The 20,029-nt window shown below is 67.3% G+C and carries 16 protein-coding genes and 1 pseudogene; 9 read left to right on the top strand and 8 right to left on the bottom strand.

From position 1 onward, the window contains the following. Positions 1–2 precede the first annotated feature (2 nt). The 4 genes from VNG13_13425 to katG all read left to right on the top strand — a co-directional run bounded on the left by VNG13_13425 (position 3) and on the right by katG (position 4,072). On the top strand, positions 3–617 hold the full coding sequence (locus VNG13_13425) for a histidine phosphatase family protein (GenBank protein ID HVA61518.1): 615 nt from the start codon (positions 3–5) through the stop codon (positions 615–617). 69 nt (positions 618–686) lie between these two features. After that, on the top strand, positions 687–1,085 hold the full coding sequence (locus VNG13_13420; GenBank protein ID HVA61517.1) for a DUF1918 domain-containing protein: 399 nt from the start codon (positions 687–689) through the stop codon (positions 1,083–1,085). A 265-nt stretch (positions 1,086–1,350) separates the two neighbouring features. Further along, the gene (locus VNG13_13415; GenBank protein HVA61516.1) at positions 1,351–1,809 is read left to right on the top strand and encodes a Fur family transcriptional regulator; all 459 of its coding nucleotides are present in this window, start codon (positions 1,351–1,353) and stop codon (positions 1,807–1,809) included. A 58-nt stretch (positions 1,810–1,867) separates the two neighbouring features. Beyond that, positions 1,868–4,072, top strand: coding sequence for a catalase/peroxidase HPI (katG, locus tag VNG13_13410; protein ID HVA61515.1), 2,205 nt, complete (start codon positions 1,868–1,870; stop codon positions 4,070–4,072). A gap of 339 nt (positions 4,073–4,411) precedes the next feature. On the opposite strand, the gene VNG13_13405 is transcribed toward katG, so the two are convergent. Next, positions 4,412–4,753 carry a hypothetical protein gene (locus VNG13_13405; protein ID HVA61514.1) on the bottom strand — a complete coding sequence of 114 codons (342 nt, stop codon included), beginning with the start codon at positions 4,751–4,753 and terminating at the stop codon, positions 4,412–4,414. Here VNG13_13405 and VNG13_13400 point away from each other — a divergent pair. Continuing rightward, a pseudogene (locus VNG13_13400) lies at positions 4,647–4,865 on the top strand (IS630 family transposase). The gene VNG13_13405 and the pseudogene VNG13_13400 sit on opposite strands and share 107 nt — an antisense overlap. Positions 4,866–4,914: 49 nt before the next feature. Here the strand turns inward: VNG13_13400 and VNG13_13395 are convergent. From VNG13_13395 to VNG13_13385, 3 genes are all read right to left on the bottom strand, one after another. Next, the gene (locus tag VNG13_13395) at positions 4,915–5,859 is read right to left on the bottom strand and encodes a nitronate monooxygenase (protein HVA61513.1); all 945 of its coding nucleotides are present in this window, start codon (positions 5,857–5,859) and stop codon (positions 4,915–4,917) included. 126 nt (positions 5,860–5,985) lie between these two features. Then, positions 5,986–6,327 (bottom strand): HepT-like ribonuclease domain-containing protein, encoded by a 342-nt coding sequence (locus VNG13_13390; GenBank protein HVA61512.1) that lies wholly within the window; start codon positions 6,325–6,327, stop codon positions 5,986–5,988. Beyond that, positions 6,324–6,842, bottom strand: a complete 519-nt coding sequence (locus VNG13_13385; protein ID HVA61511.1) for a helix-turn-helix domain-containing protein — start codon at positions 6,840–6,842, stop codon at positions 6,324–6,326. The genes VNG13_13390 and VNG13_13385 overlap by 4 nt, the downstream gene beginning before the upstream one ends. Positions 6,843–7,110: 268 nt before the next feature. Here VNG13_13385 and VNG13_13380 point away from each other — a divergent pair, with 268 nt between their 5' ends. Next, a complete protein-coding gene (locus tag VNG13_13380; protein HVA61510.1) occupies positions 7,111–8,199 on the top strand; it encodes a hypothetical protein in 1,089 nt (362 codons plus the stop codon). A 455-nt stretch (positions 8,200–8,654) separates the two neighbouring features. Here VNG13_13380 and VNG13_13375 read toward each other — a convergent pair whose 3' ends face one another. Beyond that, entirely contained in the window at positions 8,655–10,181 is a 1,527-nt protein-coding gene (locus tag VNG13_13375) for a hypothetical protein (GenBank protein ID HVA61509.1), read from the bottom strand. An 846-nt stretch (positions 10,182–11,027) separates the two neighbouring features. Here VNG13_13375 and VNG13_13370 point away from each other — a divergent pair. Together VNG13_13370 and VNG13_13365 are read left to right on the top strand one after the other, a co-directional pair. Next, complete coding sequence (locus VNG13_13370) at positions 11,028–12,863, top strand: hypothetical protein (GenBank protein ID HVA61508.1); 1,836 nt, start codon at positions 11,028–11,030, stop codon at positions 12,861–12,863. An 87-nt stretch (positions 12,864–12,950) separates the two neighbouring features. Continuing rightward, on the top strand, positions 12,951–13,487 hold the full coding sequence (locus VNG13_13365) for a peroxidase-related enzyme (GenBank protein HVA61507.1): 537 nt from the start codon (positions 12,951–12,953) through the stop codon (positions 13,485–13,487). 134 nt (positions 13,488–13,621) lie between these two features. Here the strand turns inward: VNG13_13365 and VNG13_13360 are convergent, their stop codons facing one another. The 3 genes from VNG13_13360 to VNG13_13350 form a co-directional block, all read right to left on the bottom strand. Continuing rightward, positions 13,622–14,656, bottom strand: coding sequence for a hypothetical protein (locus tag VNG13_13360; GenBank protein ID HVA61506.1), 1,035 nt, complete (start codon positions 14,654–14,656; stop codon positions 13,622–13,624). 116 nt (positions 14,657–14,772) lie between these two features. Next, complete coding sequence (locus tag VNG13_13355) at positions 14,773–16,851, bottom strand: CRTAC1 family protein (protein ID HVA61505.1); 2,079 nt, start codon at positions 16,849–16,851, stop codon at positions 14,773–14,775. A gap of 515 nt (positions 16,852–17,366) precedes the next feature. After that, positions 17,367–18,974 (bottom strand): hypothetical protein, encoded by a 1,608-nt coding sequence (locus tag VNG13_13350; GenBank protein HVA61504.1) that lies wholly within the window; start codon positions 18,972–18,974, stop codon positions 17,367–17,369. 707 nt (positions 18,975–19,681) lie between these two features. Here VNG13_13350 and VNG13_13345 point away from each other — a divergent pair. Next, positions 19,682–19,894: a GPR1/FUN34/YaaH family transporter gene (locus VNG13_13345; GenBank protein HVA61503.1), complete on the top strand. Its 213-nt coding sequence runs from the start codon at positions 19,682–19,684 to the stop codon at positions 19,892–19,894. Positions 19,895–20,029 lie beyond the last annotated feature (135 nt).

Raw genomic sequence — 20,029 nt, 5'->3', positions numbered from 1 at the left:
CGATGAAGCCGTCGCTCGTCCTGCACTTCGTGCGGCACGGTCAAAGCGAGTGGAATGCCGAAGGGCGCGTGCAGGGCCAGACATCGCATGTCCCGCTCACCGAACTCGGTCACCACCAAGCACGCACCGCTTCTCGCACGCTCGCGCACAGCGGCGCCTTGGCCGTCATCTCCAGTGACCTCGCCCGTGCGGTGCAAACCGCCGTCCCCATCGCTACCCGACTCGGCGCGCCCCTTCAGACGACGGCAGCGCTGCGCGAGCGGGGCCTCGGAACGTTCGAGGGGCGTCGCTCGGCTGAGGTATGGACATCGCCCGCGCAGCCCCAGTGGTCCGACCCGGACTGGCGCCCACCGGGCGGGGAAAGCACACGAGACGTCTACCGGCGAGTCGCCTGCTTCCTCACGGCACTGGCAGCTCGACCGCCAGGACCTGTAGTCGTCATCGTGACCCACGGCGACACCTTGCGCATCGCGCTCGGTCACCTGCAAGGCGCAGGACCCGACGCGATTCCCTGGTCGCAGACGCCGAACGGCGCGATCGTCACCGTCCGGGCCGGGACCGCAGGTGACCGTGGCCGGCGGATGCGGAACACGTCGGGCGTCACCGGATCCGCGTAGTCCGGAGGTCACGAGCGCGGCGCTGCCGGCGGGCAGAACCCGTCCCACCGCCCGAGACCTTGGCGGGTCATGACGAACGGGGGCTGGCGACCGAACAACACCGCAGAGGGACCGCGCGCAGACGATGTTGCCGTGCCCGGATCGAGGGTCGACTGCCTGGGCAACCAGTCCCGCGTCCAGGCTGGGGCCGACCGCTGGTGTTTCCGGCCCGGCGGGGTCAGGATGGGGGTGTCGAGGGAGGCCGCCATGCAGGCAACTGTTGGTGATCATGTCGTGGTTCGCGGGCACCGGGTCGGCGAGTTGGTTCGCCGTGGCACAGTGATCGACGTCCGGGGCTCGAGGGGTATGCCGCCGTACCTGGTGCGCTGGGAAGTCGACGGGCATGAGGGCCTGTTCGTCCCGGGACCTGACGCGCGGTTGGAGAGGTCGAAAGCGAGCAAGGGGAAGCCCCGGCCCAAAACACGCTGACCCGACGGCCGGTTCATACCCGGGCCGGCGAGCGCGGCGGGATACCGGTGGGCCTGCCTGCCGATCGTGATCCACGCGTGGAGACGGCTCGGTCGGCGGCGTTCCTTGAGCTGGACAACACGCCGGGCAGGTGCCGCGCTGCATTTCATCGGCCGGGGGAACGCACGCGTGCGGCGTGGCGTCGACCGGTGAGGCGCTGTGGGGCGCATCGTCGTGGTGGGTGCCCGTAAGTTGACTGATCCCAGAAAATCAGCAGACTCGAAGCGTGCCCTCGTCGTCCGGATTCGAGCACGTGCTGCGCCGGGCTGCCCTGCGTGTGACGCGCCCTCGGCTCGCGGTGCTGGCCGCCGTGCAGGAGCATCCGCACGCGGACACGCACTCGATCATCCGTGTCGTGCGCAAGGATCTGAGTGAGGTGTCGCACCAAGCTGTGTACGACGTGCTGCGCGCGCTGACCACGGCGGGCCTGGTGCGGCGCCTAGAGCCGGCTGGCTCCGTCGCTCGATACGAGTCGCGGGTCGGGGACAACCACCACCACGTCGTGTGCCGGTCGTGTGGCGCCGTCTCCGACGTCGACTGCGCCGTCGGCGAGACGCCCTGCCTGACCGCGTCCGACGACCATGGCTTCGCGATCGACGAGGCTGAGGTCACCTACTGGGGCATGTGTCCCGACTGCTCCAGCCGCCCACGGCTCATGATCACCGCGCCTCCTGATCGCCCCTGACCCATCACATACCGGAAGGATTCCCGTGCCCGAGCACCACGATGCAGTTGTCGGAGACATGAACTCGCCGGAGAGCGAAGGCGCCTGCCCGGTCTCGTCCGCTCGCCGCAATCACCCGACCGAGGGCGCGGGGAACCGCGACTGGTGGCCGAATCAGCTCAACCTGAAGATCCTGCGCAAGCACCCCGCCGTGGCCAACCCCATGGGCGACGACTTCGACTACGCCGCGGAGTTCAACACTCTCGACCTCGAGGCCCTGCGCCGGGACGTCGACGAAGGTATGACGACCTCGCAGGACTGGTGGCCCGCCGACTACGGCCACTACGGCCCGTTCTTCATTCGGATGGCGTGGCACAGCGCGGGTACGTACCGCATCAGCGACGGGCGCGGGGGGGCCGGCGCGGGTATGCAGCGTTTCGCGCCGATCAACAGCTGGCCCGACAACGCGAACCTCGACAAGGCCCGCAGGCTGCTCTGGCCGGTCAAAAAGAAGTACGGCCGCAAGATCTCGTGGGCCGACCTGATTGTCTTCGCCGGCACCCGGGCCCTGGAGACCATGGGCTTGACGACCTTTGGCTTCGCGGGCGGTCGCGCGGACGTCTGGGAGCCTGACGAGGACGTCTACTGGGGACCGGAGGACACCTGGCTCGGCGACGAACGCTACATCGGCGACCGGGAGCTCGAGGACCCGCTTGCCGCTGTTCAGATGGGCCTCATCTACGTGAACCCGGAGGGCCCGAACGGCACCCCGGACCCGCTGGCCTCGGCTCGGGATATCCGCGAGACATTTCGCCGCATGGCGATGAATGACGAGGAGACGGTCGCGCTGATCGCTGGCGGCCACACGTTCGGCAAAACCCACGGCGCGGCCGACCCGAACGAGCACATCGGACCCGAGCCCGAGGGTGCCCCGCTGGAGGAGCGGGGCCTCGGCTGGCGGAACAGCTACGGCAGCGGCAGGGGCGGGGACACGATCACCAGCGGGCTCGAAGGTGCGTGGACGCCTACGCCGCTGACCTGGGACAACAGCTACTTCGAGACCCTGTTCGGCCACGAGTGGGAGCTCGTGAAGAGCCCCGCCGGCGCGCAGCAGTGGGCTCCCAAGGACGGCGCTGCGGTGGACACCGTGCCCGACGCCCACGACCCGTCGCGCAGGCACGCCCCGATGATGGCGACGACCGACCTCGCGCTTCGAGCGGACCCGGTCTACGAGCAGATCTCGCGCCGCTTCCTCGAGCACCCGGAGGAGCTCGCGGACGCCTTCGCTCGGGCCTGGTTCAAACTGACGCACCGCGACATGGGGCCCATCGCGCGCTACCTCGGGCCGCTGGTCCCGCAGGAGACGCTGCTGTGGCAGGACCCCGTCCCGGCCGTTGCGCACGAGCTCGTAGGGGCGGAGGACATCGCCACCCTGAAGAGTCAGATCCTCTCCTCGGGGTTGTCCATCTCCCGGCTGGTCTCCACCGCGTGGGCGTCAGCGTCGACGTTTCGCGGAAGCGACAAGCGCGGTGGCGCCAACGGGGCGCGACTGCGTCTCGAGCCGCAGAGCGGGTGGGCGGTCAACGACCCTGACGAGCTTGCGATCGTGCTGCGATCCCTGGAGAGTCTGCGGGAGACGTTCAATAGCGCGCAGACGGGCGGGAAGCAGATCTCGCTCGCCGACCTGATTGTGCTCGGCGGTTGCGCGGCCGTCGAGCAGGCGGCCGCGAACGCCGGTCATCACGTCCAGGTGCCATTCACCCCGGGACGTACGGATGCGTCGCAGGACCAGACCGACGTCGAGTCTTTCGCGGTGCTCGAGCCGACCGCGGACGGGTTCCGGAACTACTACGGGAAGGGACACCGGCTGCCGGCTGAGTTCCTCCTTGTCGACCGCGCGAATCTGTTGACCATGAGTGCCCCCGAGATGACGGTCCTCGTCGGTGGCCTGCGTGTCCTGGGTGCAAATGCCCAGCAGTCTCCGCTCGGCGTTTTCACGACGCGACCCGGAACACTCACCAATGACTTCTTCGTGAACCTGCTCGACATGGGCACCACATGGATGCCGACGTCTGAGGACGCGGGGGCCTTCGAGGGTCGTGACTCCGCCACGGGCGAGGTCAGGTGGACCGGCAGCCGCGTCGACCTCGTCTTCGGGTCTAACTCCGAGCTGCGTGCGCTCGCGGAGGTCTACGCCAGTGACGACTCGAAGGAGAAGTTCGTACGCGACTTCGTCGCGGCGTGGGACAAGGCGATGAACCTTGGCCGATTCGACCTTGCCTGACCCAGAGGCCCAAGCCTGAATCCACCGATTGGGTTCTGGCATCGGCCCGTGGGTGGTGGCCAAGAAGATCGTCTTGGTGGCTGGGCGTCAGCGCGCAACTACGGTCGGCTCTGGCGTGGTCATCTTGGGGTAGGCGACTGTCGGGTGCAGAAACCTGAGCGGGCTCGGATTGAGCGTGGGGGAGCGCCCGGGACGACGCGGCCAAGGAGCTCGAGATCCTCGTCCTGCGCCACCAGCTCGCGGTCGTGCGGCGTCAGGTGAAACGGGTCGAGTATCGGCCGGTCGACCGGGCCATGTTGGCCGCACTGAGCCGGGCGCTGCCCCGCACGGCACCGCGCTTCAAGCACGTGGCGGGCGTTCCTGCGGGCGCAGGCGGCCGGGATCCTGGCTACCGACTTCTTCACTGTTGAAATGGTGCTGCTCAAGACGCTGGACGTGCTGTTCCCGATCGAGATCCGTGCCCGCCAGGTTCGCTTGGTCGGGGTCACCGCACATCCCAATGAGGCGTGGACGACGCAGCGGGCGCGGGAGTTGTCGATGAGCCTGTTGGAGGACGGCCGTCAGCCGCGGCACCACCTCCAGTTCCTGGCTCAACTTGGTGGAACGCTGGTTTCGCGACATCACCGACAAGGCCATCCGCCGCGGCGTCTTCCACTCGGTGCCCGACCTCATCGCGGCCATCCAGGCCTACCTCGACGCGAACAACAACAATCCAAAACCGCTTGTCTGGACCGCCAGCGCCGCCGCCATCCTCGAGAAGGTGCGACCCGGCCGAGTAGCCCTCGAATCAATCGCCGCTGAAAACCGAGACAACTACCCTAGGTGCTCGCGGACACCACGCTTCAGTCAAGCTGTGAAACGAGGTCGGCGACGACCTCCGCAGCAGGCAGGACCGCGGTCACGGCGCCGACGCCGGTGCCGGCATAGAGAGCCATGGCATCGATGTGTCCCACCGCCTTGATGGACGGGGTGACCACCGAAAAGCGGGGGACGGGGGACGGTCCACCCGGGCCGCTCACCTGTCCAACGACCTCGCCCTCGAACTGCTCGGCGGCGGCCACGGCACTGGCGAGCACACGGTGCGGCGCATCCGGCCAGCCGACTCCGAACGCGGTCGTGAGGACCGTCTGGTCACCGGATGTTGCGGCGAGCAGCGCCTGTACGTATTCCGGGTGCGCATTGGACTCTTTCGTGGCGACGAACCGGGTGCCGACGCGCACCGCTGCCGCGCCCTCCGCGATCGCTGCGAGGACGTCCGCAGCCGTGGTGATCCCCCCTGCGGTGACGACAGGAACGCTGACGTGGGACAGGACAAGCTCCAGCAGCTCCTGCCGAGGGAGGGTGCCCCGGACGTGGCCTCCGGCCTCCCTTCCCTGGGCGACCACAAAGTCGCAGCCGACGTCGACTGCCCCAAGGGCTTCGTCGAGGGAACCGACCTGCCAGCCGACCAGCGCGGCTCCCGATCGGCGCGCCCGGGCGACCAGAGCCGCGTCCGGCGCGCTCCAGAAGACCTCGACGACCCGCAACCGGTCGGAGGCTATCTCGAATGTCTCCAGATCTCGATCGATCCACTGTCCGAAGAAACCCATCCCGATGGCACCGCCGCCGCCGAGCTTCAAGGCCCGGGTCATCCGCTCAGAGGCAGCTTCGTCATCGAACTCACACAGCATTCCCAGGGCCCCGGCGTGCGCCACGGCGCCGGCCAGCTCGGGGACGGACACGCCGCCCATGACAGCCTGCTGAAGCGGATGCTGGATACCCACAAGCAGGGTGAACGCCGTTTCCATGGTGTCTCCCAGGGAGGAAAGTCGATCGCGGCAACCTCATGCTAGGCCGAGGGCAGCGATGCTCGGCGCGGCCATGACGTGGATGCTCAGCGTTTTCCAGCAACGGGTGTCCGATCCGAGCGGCTGCTACTCAGCTTGCTGGGTCAATCTCGAAGTGAGCCGTTCGACCGCTTGCTCGAGTTCGGGCAGGTCGTGGTGGACGGTACCGGTCACGATGGCGTGTGAGGTGTCGAAGTAGTGATGGGCGAGCTGGTCGCGCATACCGGCGATCTTCGCCCAGGGAATGGTCGGCTCGCTCGCCAGTAGTGCGAGGTCGAGCGCTTTGACCGCCTCGCCGATTTCGATGAGCCGGACGCGGACGGCGTCGAAGATGAGCGCGTCGGACATGTCGCCACGGGACAGATGGGCCCGAATCGCGGCGACGGCGGTCGTGATGTCCGTCAGCCGCTGAGAGTCCCGGCGCGTCACAGCTCGACCAGTTCGGCGAGCACGTTGGCTCGCACACCTGGTTTGAGATCGGCGGCGGGTACGAGGTCTACCCGCGCGCCGAGGACAGCCTCCAACTCGCTGGCCAGCCGGCCCATCTGGAACAAGCTGAACTCGGTTGGAAACTCGACGAGTAGGTCAAGGTCGCTATTGATCCGCTCCTCGCCCCGCGCGACGCTGCCGAACACGCCGATCAGCCGCACCCCGTACGCAGCGGCGATCCGGACGAGGCGCGGGTGATGACGGCGCACCCGACGCCCCAATGGGCCCGAAAGCGCCCGCGGCGCCGGCGCCAGGCTACGTAGCCGCACATCCAACTCGTAGCCGGCTGCCGCCACGAGCCCGGCCAGGGTCGGCAATGCCGGCTGGCGCCGACCCGACTCGTACACACTGACCACGCTCTGGGTCACCCCAGCCCGGGCTGCCAACTCCGTCTGGGACAGCCCAGCCTTCGTTCGCGCATCTCGGAGCAGTTCAGCCGCCGACCTCTCGGGCATAGGCTTAGTATAGCGGATCGTACATAGGAATTCGTCAGGATCTGGACGCGCCGAACGCCGGTTTCGATCACCCGGACGTCGGCCATCGGGTGTATGAGAAGCGCAGCAACCGGTCGCCACCCGCTTCGCTCTCTCGCTGGACGTCGGGATCATCCTATGGCGGACCTACTCGGCCCAGGTGGGCTGTAGGGGTCCAGAAGCCGGATTCGCGCTCGTGAGGACGGTTTTCGGCGGGCCGTCCGGAGAACACGGATGGCAATATTGGATCATGGTTGCCATGCTGTGGTCGTTCTTCTTTCTCGGCTTGCGCCGGATCCTTGAGTTGATCGTTTCGATGCGTCGCGACGAGACGAACAAGGACGTCGAGATCCTGGTCTTGCGCCATCAACTCGCCGTGCTGGCCCGCCAGGTATCCGGCCGGGTGAGCTACCGACCGGCGGATCGGGCGCTGCTGGCCGGGCTGGGCCGGCTACTGCCGAGAGCGCGCTGGGCTGCGTTTCTCATCACCCCGGCGACGCTGCTGCGCTGGCAGCGGGAACTGGCCGCCCGCAAATGGCGACGGTGGGGAAGACAAGCCGGCCGGACCGGTCGGCCGCCGCTGCCTTCACCGACCGTGGAGTTGATCCTTCGACTCGGCCGGGAAAACGCCTCCTGGGGATGCGTGAGGATCCAAGGCGAGCTGCGCAAGCTCGGCATCCGGGTCGGCGCGAGCAGCATCCGCAGGCTGCTGCGGGCGCACCGGATCGGGCCGGCGCCGCGGCGGACCGGGCCCGGCTGGCTCGGCTTCCTGCGCGCCCAGGCCGCCGGCATCCTGGCGATCGACTTCTTCACCGTCGACACCGTCGGGCTGACCAGGCTCTACGTGCTGTTTGCGATCGAGGTTCGGACCCGAGCGGTGCACATCTTCGGCGTGACCGCGCATCCGACCGGGCCGTGGGTGACCCAAGTCGCCCGTAACCTGCTCGCCGACCTCGCCGACGCGGGCATGGCGATGAAGTTCCTGATCCGCGACCGGGACACCAAGTTCACCAGGGCGTTCGACGAAGTGTTTCGCTCCGAAGGCCTGCGGATCATACCCACGCCGGTGGCTCACCCCGCGCGAACGCGTACGCGGAACGATGGGTCCGCACCGTGCGCACCGAAGCCTTGGACTGGATGCTCATCGTCGGCCGCCGGCACCTGGAACGCATTCTGGCGATCTACGTCTAACACTATAACCGTCGTCGTCCTTCTCCGCGGCCGGCTACTCGACTGCGCATCCGGTCCGCCATACCCGGATAAGCCGGTCGCCTTCACCGACGTTCGCCGATGCGACATCCTCGGCGGCCTCCTGCACGAATACGAATCTGCCGCATGAGCGCGACTGAACTTCTGGCGCCCTTCACCCTCATCCAGCAGTATGTCCTCGAGATTCGGGTCTACCACCGGGGGAAGATCATCCCTACCTTCGAGGTGCCTGAGGACGGTCGGGATGACGACCCCCTGACCGGGGTTCGCGCACCGTACACACGGGTGCACCGCGCCTCACAGAATGCGAACTCGCAACCGCTGCTCGAGGGTCCCGTCATCCGGCTCAGTCCGGCAGGTACCAACACCGAGGCTCGCCGCGCGTCAGCGTAGGGGTCGAACGCGCGGTCTCCGATGAGCGTACCTCTACAGCCAACCTTCTTTGGCGGCGCGAATCGCTGCCTCGACACGGTTGTGCACCTGCAGCGTCAGGGTAGACCCTCACGCTGCGTCAGCGCGGGAGACTTGGCGCCTGCAAGGTCACGCTTGGTGAGCGGACGACGCCGACCTGAGCTTCTGGACACTTCAGGGTTTGGACCGGGCACGGCGGAGTAGCCCCGCGCCCACGACTGTGGCCAGAAGCGCGCAGACGGCGAGCAGCGGGGAGCCACCCGTCCGCGGCAGCGGGCCGCTTTGCGTGCTCGTAAACTTGACGCCCAGTACGGCTGTGCGGGCTGGCGCCTTCGGTGCCACCGTGAACGTCGGGGCCTGGGCCGGTAACTCCGGCAGCGGGTACACAGCGTTGGTGAATTTGAGCACCATGAACCCGTTGTCCTGACACTGTGCCCACAACTCATGACTGCCATCGGCGGCGGTATAGAACCGGATCTGCGAACTGCACCAGTCCGCTGTCATATTGGGCGGTTGGCTGTTGTTCGGCCCGCCGTCGTGTTCCGAGCCGGGAAGTTGCCCGTGCTTGGCCACTTGAGCCGGTGGGTTGAAGTACGCGATTTCGTGCGGTTGGTAGGGGTTGCGGATGTCGAAGACCCGTATCCCGGATTGGAAATATCCGCAGGCCGCCGCGGTCGGGTTATGCTCCCGGTCCACCGCGCAGTAGTGCGCCTGGTAACCGAACGAACCGTTGCCTGCGATCTCGGCCTGGTTTTGCTTGGCGTACTTCGGAGTCTGGATCGCCAACCGCAGCACCGAGATAATCTTCGGAGCGGCGGGATTCGCGATGTCGATGATTCGGGCCGCTCCGGCCGGAACACCGCTCACACCCCCGCAACACGTTCCTCCGCCTTCGTCGACGAACAGAATGTACGGGTGAGTGCCGTAGCTGATCGGAATTGGCACCTGGCCGGTCGACCCGTCGGACCAGCTCAGGGAGCCGATCGTCGAGCCGAAGGTCGCGCCGGCTGCACGGTCCTGAATCGCGCTGGTGTCCACGATCTTCAGACCCTCGGGGGAGATGCAGGCCACGTATAGCGTCTTGCCGTCATCGCTGAGTGACAAACCGTGATTAACCGCGCAACCACCGGGTTGGCCAACCGTGATCGGGGCGGGTGAGGCGGGGTTCGAGACATCGATGGCGGCGGAGAGTCCCCCTGCGAGGTTCGTCCCGTAGTAGGTCATCCCGTCTGGCGCCCAATTTCCTTCGTGGCCGTTCGGGGTATCAAATGGGACGCTGGCGAGGAGCTTGGGGTGTGCGCAATCGGTTTTGACGTCGTACACGTCAAAGTACAGCGGACCTGCCACATCCCCGCCGAAGCCGCCCACGCCAGCGAGTAGACCGCGGGGCTGGTTGACCTTGAGTGACTCCCAGGGGCCGTCCAGAGCCGGAGTGTCCAGGTTCCCGGTCAGCTCGGGGTGCGCCGGGTTTGAGACATCGACTACCTGGGTTCCTGGGTTGATCTGACCGTTGCCGCCACCATTTGGGAACTTGGTTGGATCAACGCTGGTCTTGGTGTCGTAGTAGTCGCAGTGGCCATACCAGGCGTTCTGCCATCCGGCACCCTGGCCTTGGTGCTGGCCGACCAGGATGAGGTTGCAGCGATACCCAAGCTGCGAGCGGCCATCCTGACGGTCCTTGAGCGGCACCTCGCCCTGCACCCCATGCTCGGGGACCGATCCTGGTCCACAGGTCGCTGGAGGTACGGTCGCGTTCGGGCCCACCAGGGTGGCTGCCGCGGCGCTGGACGACGCCAGGGCGGCGGCAGGCCCGCCGACTCCGCCAAAGCCGGCGGAGACCACCGAAACGACCACCGTCGCTGTCAGGACGCCGCGGCGGCCAACCATGGCGCGGCGGGCCGCCCAGCACCGGGGCACACCTGTGATAGCAGACATCTCGACCTCCGCTCCCCGACACGCGGTCAGGGGGAACCTAGACGGCTAGGCGGGGGATCGTCCCCCCAGGTCACTCCCAGTTGGCGCTTTCTGCGCTAAACGGTCGAATCTGGTCGTTGAACGGCGGATTCCGACCTACTTCCGCGAGTAACCCTGGGAACGTCAGCCGTGATTGGGGCGATGCGTTCTCCAGTTGCTTGCCGCCATCTCGGACCGACCAACATCGACGGGTCGACCACCGTGCTCCTTCCGCCGAGATCCTTGAGACAGGTCCTTGAGGATGACGCGGGGTCGTCTACGTCAGCGCGGACTCGCCGACCCCGTTCACCACGGGCGTGGACTCCACGGAACCGGATGGGAGCTGCCATGGGAGGGAGGCCGAAGTTGCGTTGAGCGATGGTCCCGGCGAGATTCGCGCCCGACCGTGAACTTTTCCTGTCCTGGGATCTCCAGTCACCGTTTGGCGCGCGGTTTCGACCGCCCGTCGCAAACTTGCCACGCCGGCCAGGACCACGCTGCAGGGGGGTCGAACAGCGAGTTCTGTGTCAGTCCGTCACCCGGCGGGGAGGCACAGAGGCGCGGACGGCAGCGACATGGCTAGGGACGTGGGCTGTGGCGCAGGTCTTCGCCCGCGTGTTGCCGTGCGGGGAAGTGGAGGTAGCGGTGATTGCTGGACCGAGGGTCCCGGGCGTTCGGTTGCTGGCCGGGGTCGCGGCTCTGATGCTGCTGTCGGCAGGTGCGGGGGTCGGCGCCGCTGCGGCGGGTTCGGGGAGTCTGCTGGTCGGGCCGAACGCGACTGTGCCGCCGGCTCACTGCGGCTCGGGGTCGGTGCCCGAAGACGGGGTGCAAGGGGAGGTGCCGCTCAAAGACCGCCAGGACGGGCGGTCCCAACTCGGCTACCGGTGCAACCTGGTGCTCGTCGGGCAGTACCAGGGGGTCGGCGCTGGCTGGCAGAACGCCTGGTATGGCAACTGCGACTACTACGACACCGCGCAGAACACCACCGCCCCGGGGGTGCAGGTGATCGACGCATCCAACCCGGCGCATCCGCAGCCGACCGCCCGGTTGACCAGCCCGGCGATGCTCGGGCCGTGGGAGTCACTCAAGGTCAACCAGCCGCGCGGCCTGCTCGGGGCGGTTGCCGCCTACGACGGCGCCGGCCAGGGTCCGCTGTTCTTCGACGTCTACAGCGTCAAGACTGACTGCGCCCACCCGACGCTGCTGTCTAGCACCCCGATGGACGTCCCGTTCGGCCATGAGGGGAACTGGGCACCCGACGGCATGACCTACTACGGCAGCACGGCGTCTGCCGGCACGTTGGCCGCCATCGACGTCAGCAATCCAGCGCTTCCCCGCCTGCTCAATGTGTTCCGGGTGGGAACGATCACGCATGGTCTGTCGGTCAGCGACGACGGAAATACCCTCTATGCTGCGGACATTGTCGGCAGCAGCGGGAGCGGCAACGGCCTGGAGATTTACGACGTCAGCCAGATCCAGTCCCGGTCCGCCGCGCCGGTGACGACCGAGATCGGCCATGTGTACTGGACCGATGGCTCGACAGCCCAGAGCACGATTCCCATCAGCTACCACGGGCACCCTTACATTCTCTTCTTCGACGAGGGAGGCGCCGGGAGCTCGCTGAGCACGACCGGTGTGCCGGCGGGGGCGGCCCGGATCATCGACATCGCGAATCCCGCAGCTCCGAAGATTATCTCGGTGCTGCGGTTGGCGATCCAAACTCCGAAGTACGCCAAGCAAAACCAGGCCGAGGTCGCGGGCAACGGGGGGTTCGGCTACGAGGCACACTATTGCGTGGTGGACCGAGAGCATGACCCGACCGCGGTGGCCTGCGGTTACTTCCAGTCCGGGATTCGGGTCTTCGACATCCGCAACCCCTACCAGCCGCGGGAGATCGCCTATTTCAACCCGCCGGCGCAAGTCGCCAAGCACGGCCAGCTCCCCGGCTCGGAACACGCGGGTGGGGTGACGAACATCGCGCAGCCGCCGAACTTGACGGCGGACTGGTGCACCTCGCAGATCCGGTTCGATACGGCGGCTGACGGTAGCCACGAGCTGTGGGCGCAGTGTCAGGACAACGGGTTCATGGTGCTCAAGTTCACCAACGGCGTGTACCCGTTGCCGGCGCTGCCGGCCTCCGGTACGGCCGGCGCGGTCCCCGCCAGAGCTCCGGTTGCCGCCACCGTGCCCAGCGGGCCCCGCGCGGCTGCGAGCGGCAGTTCGCTGCCACGAACCGGTGGCTCCTCACTCCTCGCCCTCGGCGCGCTGGTCGCGGTCGCCACTGGCCTCGCGGTGCTGCGCCGTACAAGGATCAACCGGCGTGGAGCCTGGCAGGTGAGCACTCGGCATCGGCAGCGCGTGACAGCGACCGCTAATCCCGTCGGCGCTGGCGGTGTCCGGCAACCGAGGTCTGGCGGCGGGGCCGAATGAGGCGCTGCCGGTGACCCCCGTGCAGTGCTCCTGCATGGTAGCCAGCCGCTGCCGGCGTGCCTGTCGTCGCGCGAGGGGACGGGAGTGATGGCGCACATCGAGCTGCCGGACGGGCTGCCCGGAATACTTGGGCCGATGGCCTTCCGGCCCGAGACTGCGCGACCCCTCAACCAGCTCGCCGAAATTCTGCTGCGTGGTGATAGTTCCCTGAGCCGCGGGGAACGTGAACTCATCGCGGCCTATGTCTCGAGCCTCAACGAGTGCCGTTTCTGCGAGGCCTCGCATAGTGCGTGTGCGGCCCGCCAACTCGACCAGGGTGAGGCGTTGGTGAGCGCAGTGCTAGGTGATCCGGCGAGCCTGCTCATCGGCACCAAGTTACGCGCCCTGCTCGGGATTGCGGCCAAGGTGCAGCGGAGCGGCCGTGACGTGACGGCGACGGATATCGGCGCCGCCCGGAAGGCCGGGGCGACGGACCTCGAAATCCACGACACCGTCCTCATCGCCGCTGCTTTTTGCATGTACAACCGCTACGTCGACGGTCTAGCCACATGGGCCCCGACTAACCCCGTGGCTTATCACACCATGGCGCAGCGGCTCGTGGAGCACGGGTACTGCATGGAGTGAATCCGGCCGACGTTCGGCCACCGACGTCGCTCGCCGCCCAACCCGTGGTCGAACGGCAGGCAAGAGAGCAGAGTCGATCCTGGGCTGGAGCCGGTCACTGGATCGAATCTAGTGCGACCGCGGAAGGGCTCCCGCTATTGCGATGGCGGGGTGCCCGAGGTGGTGATGCCACGCTCGAGGTTAAGCAGCTGCTGATCGCCGGCCAGGCGGCTGACCGCGAGTGGAACCGTGACCAGGATGAGGGCGACCGCGACCGTCGAGGGGGTGACCCTGTGCCGCCACTCGCTGGCAGGTTGACGCGGCGCGCCCCGGCACGGTTCGTCCATCGATCGGGGCCCGCGAGCCTGCGGTCGATCACACGCGCGTTCGAGGGCTGGGACCAGTGAGCAGACGATGGTCAGGGCGGCCAGCAGAGCGACCTTGACCCCGTATTCGGTGGGTTGGAAGGCAATTAGCCCGGCGGCGATGAGCGCGGTGATACCCGCGTAGGCGAGTCGGCTCCGGGCGGAGCGTGGCGCGGTCTTGGGATCGGACATCATGTAGAAGACGAAGATGAGGAGCTCGGGGGACAGCGTGATGTCGTGCCAGTAGGCGAGCCCGCACACGGGGCCGGTGTGCCAGATCGCGGCGAAGCAGTGTCCGGTGGCGGCGAGACCGCCGATCATGGCTCCGAAGGGCACTAGAAAAGCCGCGGTCATGGGCAACATGCCGACGGGTCGCAGCACCCACACCACGCCGAGCAGGATGATCGCCAGTGCGGTGATGACCGGGGGGTTCAGCGGCCCCCACCACAGGTATTGTGGGAAAACGTCCGGGCTGCTGACGACCAGCAGACAGGCGACGAGACCGAGGTTCGACGGGTTGTACACCTGCCGGCCGCCGGGTTTGATCAAATATTTTGAGAGCAAGCCAATCAGGGCTGCCAGGATGAAGAAGCCAACGCCGTGTAGCGTCCACCACTGCCCGTGCCGCGTGCCGGCTGCCCGCAGGATGAACGCGACTCCATTGCCGGTGAGGATCGCGCTTGCCGGCCACACGAGAGCTTGCTGCCTTCGATAGGTGATGCCAATCTCGACGAGCCCGCACACCGCGACGCTGATCAGAATCTGGGCCACCGAGACCTTGAAGTTCAGCCCAGCCTGGCCGAGTACCTGCAACGAGATGATCACTGCGGAGAGTCGCAGCCGTGGGTCCCCACGCCGAGGCAGCACGACGGGGATCCCGCGCCAAGACAGGCCGCCGCCGCTAGGGGCGGCGCCGGGGATGGCGGGGCGCGTGAGGCTCATCACCGTTGACGGCCGGGTTCCTCGGCCGGCGCGAGGTTTTCGAACGCGGGCTGGACTGGGGCGCCTTGGTCTCGTCGGAAGCAGCAGGGCTCGGCGGTGGATCCTGGGGTCGCGGTGCCCAACGGCGCCGATGAGACGGCGGCGAAAGGGAGCCGTTCGAGGGTGTAGCGGCCCGCGTGTAGCGCCAACCCGGTCAGCGTCTGGATGCTCCCGTCCGGCCAGGTGACGGTGATTGTGGTCACGGCCGACCAGTTGCCGAGTCCGAAGGCAGCGACGGTCCAGTCTTGCGAGTCGTATCCGCCGCTGGCCTTGATGTCGCGCATCTGCAGCCGGCCGTCCGGCGAGCGGATCACCACCCGCGCGCCGATGCCAGCCGGGTTCGCCGTCCGGTCGTCACGTAGCGCGATTTGCAGGCCGGGCCCAGCCGGCAGGTCGTTACGCCAGACCACCGGGGTCAGGGCGAACGGATAGGTGATGATGTCGACCCGGCCGTCCATTGCGTAGTCGAGGAACAACGAGCCCCCGGTGGGGACGTCGTCCTGCAGCCCATAGGCCGCTGTCTGGTCGGCGAAGCGCTGGCCGCCAAGGTTGCGGTAGAGGATGTTCGAGGAGTTGTCGAAGCGCAGTCGGGTGCCTTGGGTAATGAACAGGTCTTGCCAGGTGTCGTTGGTCAGGTCGACGAATCTCGCGTTCCAGCTCCACCCGCCGAAGCCGACCCCCCAGGGGGTGGTGACGTCCTGGTAGCCGTGGCCATTTGGGATGAACAGCAGGTTGGTGTTGCGATGTTGCGGCATCTCGTTGGTGAGCGTCTTCTCGGATTGGCCGTAGTCGAGCGGGTTAGCGGGAACCTCGGCGCAGACGTCACGCAGCGTGATCAGCGCGGCCGGGATCCGCTGGCACTCGGCTTGTACCGCGGACCGGTTGGCGCCTTCGTCGGGCAGGGTGACGAACGCCTCGTTCCACAGGTAGCCTGCCGCGACGCAGTCCCGCTGTTTCGTTGGGTCGGTAAAGTGCTGGCATTCGGTGACGCTGGTCACGTCTCGAGAGCGCACCACCGCGGTTTGGAACTCGCCGAGCGCCAGGCAGTTCTGCAGTTCGGTGGGATCACCGGTGTAGGAGGCCCGGCAGGCGGCGCCCGGTGGTGCGCGCTGCGCCTGCAGCTGGTCTGGGCTGATCCCGCCAAAGGCGATCGCCCCTTCGTAGATCGCCGGTTGCCCGTCATTTCTGATGTCGCCACTGTCGACCGACATCGTGCTTTCGGTGGAGTACGGGAACGGACTACCGGCCCGGGGCACGGGCTCAAGCTGGCCGTGATGGTTGAGGTACACCAGGTCGGGTTCGTCGAAGTCGTTGCCAACATACAGATCAGGCCATCCGTCGCCGTTGAGATCAGCGAAGAGCAGGCTCAACGTCTCGCCATGCGAGCCGGGCAGTGCCTGCCGTCGGAACCGGCCGCCACCCAAGTTGTGCCAGAGGTACAAAGTGTCGCTGCGCGGGTAGAAGTTCCATTCCAGTTCGGTGCTCGCGCCGGTCACGATGTCTATCCGACCGTCGTGCTCGACATCGGCGAACGCAGCCGCGTGTACCGCTACCTCCCCCGACAGCGGCAGGGTGATCTGGTCGGCGCCGGAGAAACTGCCGTCCTGATTGACCAAAATGTGGCAGTCGTGCTTCCACGCGCAGAAGAATAGGTCCGGCAGCCCGGCCGGGTTCCCGGTTAGGTCGACCAGCGCCACATAGGTAATGATCCAGTGCCGCATCGAGGGAAAGTCGATCGACTGGAGGGCGAACCGGCCGCCTAGGTTCAGGTAGAGGAATACCCCGTAGGGGGTGCCGACCGCGACGTCGGGCCAGCCATCCCCGTTGATATCGCCGGCAGCGACCGGGGCGAACTCGTTTACCCCGGGCTGCATCGTCTGATACCAGGGCGGGACCGGTAGCAGGTTGAATCCCGCGGCCGGGCCGTCGACCCGGGTGAAACCCGTCCCGGCGATTCGCCGGGGTTCGAAAGGCCCGCCCCACAGGCGCAGCCCATTTCGGGACACAAGTTGCCGTTCAGGTGGCAGTCCGCGGACCATGCCACGCAGGGTGGTGGCAGGCGATCCACTGGGAAGGGTGGGGGTGGTGGAGGGCGGAAGCGGTGGTAGGGCAGCCAACATGGAGGCGGCGGCGCGAGCCTGTGCGTCGGACGGGGCTGTTGTGATGGATCCGCCGGCCCCGGAGGTCAGAAATCGGAGCAGCACGATCCCGACCACCGCCAGCGCCAAGACCGCCCACCGCGCGGTTAGCGGAACGCCCCGCCGTGACTGGCTCGGCCGGACAGGTCGGCCTGCGAGTCCCCGCTGGGTGCGTGGCGTGACCGAGGATCTCTTCTTGCTCGCTGGGATGACCTCTCCTTACGCCGTAGGGCAGCGGTGCCGGGCGGCGCGGGAAGTGGCCCTCCACGACCGAAGCACGCCCGTGCGAGCCCACATACTGCCCCCGACTTCGTCAGGCGAGCCTGGCGGATGCGACCCGGCCGGCAGAAACGGTCGTCCCCGCCGCTTGCTCGCGGGAACTCCGGCGCCAAGGATAGAGCTTGGCCGGCGTTGCCTCATCCATGGGTGGTGCGGCGTGGGCGGCGGCGCGTGACCGATCCACCCGGGGCACCGCCGAGGTCCCCAGCGTTTGCGGTGGGAGTCTGGCGTCGGACGCTCACTGGCGCGGCTCGGCTCGGGTTGAGCCTCGTGCGGCGCAACACGGCGAGGCCGGTGGCGACCGCGACTAGTGCCGCGACCCCGAGGAGATAGGAGCCGCCGGTTCGCGGCAGCGAACCGGCGCTTGCAGCTGAGCTGAGCCCGCCGGGGGCTTTCGACGCCACCGGGGCCCGGGAGGAGACTGTGGCGGCGGTTCCGGAGGCCGGCAGCGCCGGCAGCGGGTAGGTCCCGTTGGTGAACTTGAGCACCATGAACCCGTTGTCCTGACACTGCGCCCACAGCTCGTGGCTACCATCCTTCGCGGTGTAGAAGCGCGGTGGGGAGCTGCACCAGTCGGTGGTCAGGTTGGGCGGCTGCCCGTACGCCGTGCCGCCCGGGTTGCTGAAGCCACCGTCGTGCTCGGAGCCCGGAAGCTGGCCGTGCTTGGCGACTTGGGCTGGGGGGTTGAAGTAGGCGATCTCGCGGGGCTGGTAGGGGTTGCGGATGTCGAAGACCCGGATCCCGGACTGGAAATACCCACACGCCGCGGCGGTGGGGTCATGTTCCCGGTCCACCGCGCAGTAGTGAGCCTCGTAGCCGAACAACCCGTTGCCCTTGACCTCAGCCTGGTTGCGGGCGGCGTACCTAGGGGTCTGGATCGCCAGCCGCAGCACCGAGACGATCCTCGGATGCGTAGGGTCGGCGATGTCGATGATCCGCGCCGCCCCGGCCGGGACCCCGGATACACCGGACGTGCCGCAGCAGCTGCCACCACCCTCGTCGAAGAAAAGGATGTAGGGGTGCGTGCCGTAGAAGATCGGGACCGTGGCCTGGGCTGTCGAGCCGTCAGTCCAGTACAAATGCCCGATCGAAGGAAGGATCATCACCGGGGGCGCCGACCGGTTTTGGACGGAAGACGCGTCCAGAATGTCGAGCCCGTTGCCGCCGGTGTCCGCCATGTACAGTCGGGTGCCATCATCGCTCACCGAGAGACCGTGTGTGGCGTTGTGCAGCACGCTCACCAAGTGCGGCGAGGCTGGGTTGGAAACGTCGATCGCCGCAAGTGTCTGTTCCGCAGTCGACGATCCGTAGTAGGTCATCCCGTTCGGCGCCCAGGTCCCCTCGTGTCCGATCGGTACGTCGAAAGGCACGCTGGCGAGCAGCTTCGGGTGACCGCAGTTCGTCTTCACGTCATAGACATCGAAGTACAGCGGGCCTTGTCCGGCCGCGTCATAGGCGGCGACCCCGGCGAGCAGCCCGCGGCTCTGGTTGACCTTGAGTGACTCCCATGGGCCGAGCATCGCCGGGGTGGTCAGCCGGGCGGTCGGGGTGGGATGCACCGGGTCGGTGACCTGGATGGCCTGCACCCCCGGATCGACTGTGTTCTGCCCGGTGTCGTAGTAGTCGCAGTTGCCATACCAGGCGTTCATCCAGCCGGCGCCGACCCCCTGGTAGCGGCCGACCTCGACCAGATTGCAGGAATATCCGAGTTGCGAGCGCCCATCCTGTCGGTCGATGAGGGGCACTTCTCCCTGCACCCCATGCTCGGGGGTCGACCCAGGCCCACATTGGGCTGGCGGCACACTCGCGTTCGGCCCCACCAGCGAGCTTGTAGCCGCAGCCGACACGATGCCCGCCTCCCCGATCCCGGCCGTCGACACCAGCAAGGAGAGTGCGAGCGTCCCACCGAAAACGGCCCGTCGCCTCACCCCTGCGCGACCGAATAGCTCAAGTCCACGCGGCATGGCGCACCTCCCACAGCTGAGGGGCTGCCGACCCTAGTCGCGAGCTGACCTGCCGTCCTCCGAGGTGGCGGCATGGAACGGCCTTGTTGCGCCGGACGGCGCAAACTGGGCGCCAAACGGCGGCTGTCGGCGCCGATCCAGTGCTCCTCGAAGGCCGGTCGGCTTCACTTGGCTCGGTCGAGATGCGGATCCGAAGCCTCGTCCGGATCGACGATTGAGCCCGCGAGCTGAAGGTGGCGCACCGCGTCAAATGGAACGGCACGATCCGTTCGGCGAGTGGAGCCGACCGTTCGTCGCATCCGGGCCCCCTTTCGGCGCGGATCGGGCGTACCTGTGTTGACGGGCTCACGTCGAGTTGCCCATGATTCGTCGCCAGCCCGCGGCTGGATCCGGTTCCCCTGAACGGGCGGCGGACATAGACACCGCGAGGTCGCACGACTGGGCTGGTCGGGGCTCGCTGGTTTCAAGTCAAGGAGGCGAAGGTCACGATGGCGGTACGTTCGGAGGCAGTGGCGCCTGAGTTGGGGCCACGCGAATTGGCCGTTTCAGCTGTGCCGCCGGTGGCAGATCCGGCGCCTTTGGGGCTTGCCGGATTCGCGTTGACGACTTTCTTGTTGTCGGCGAAAAACGCTAACTGGACCCATGGCACGGACGCCTGGTTGGGATATGCCTTCGCATACGGCGGGCTAGTCCAGCTGTAACTACTCAGCCGCCCGCTCAGGCGATGGCGGGGATCCAGGGCCCACTGTCGTGGAGCATGCGTAGGACGGCCAGAGCTGGTTGGCCTTGTTTGCGGGCGGTGTCGAGGTAGGAGCGCAGCCGGCAGAAGGCTTTCG

The sequence above is a fragment of the Mycobacteriales bacterium genome (genome assembly GCA_035533475.1).
Classification (GTDB): domain Bacteria; phylum Actinomycetota; class Actinomycetes; order DATLTS01; family DATLTS01; genus DATLTS01.
Note: the sequence above shows the minus strand (reverse complement) of the source record. Positions and strands in the feature narration are given on the sequence as shown.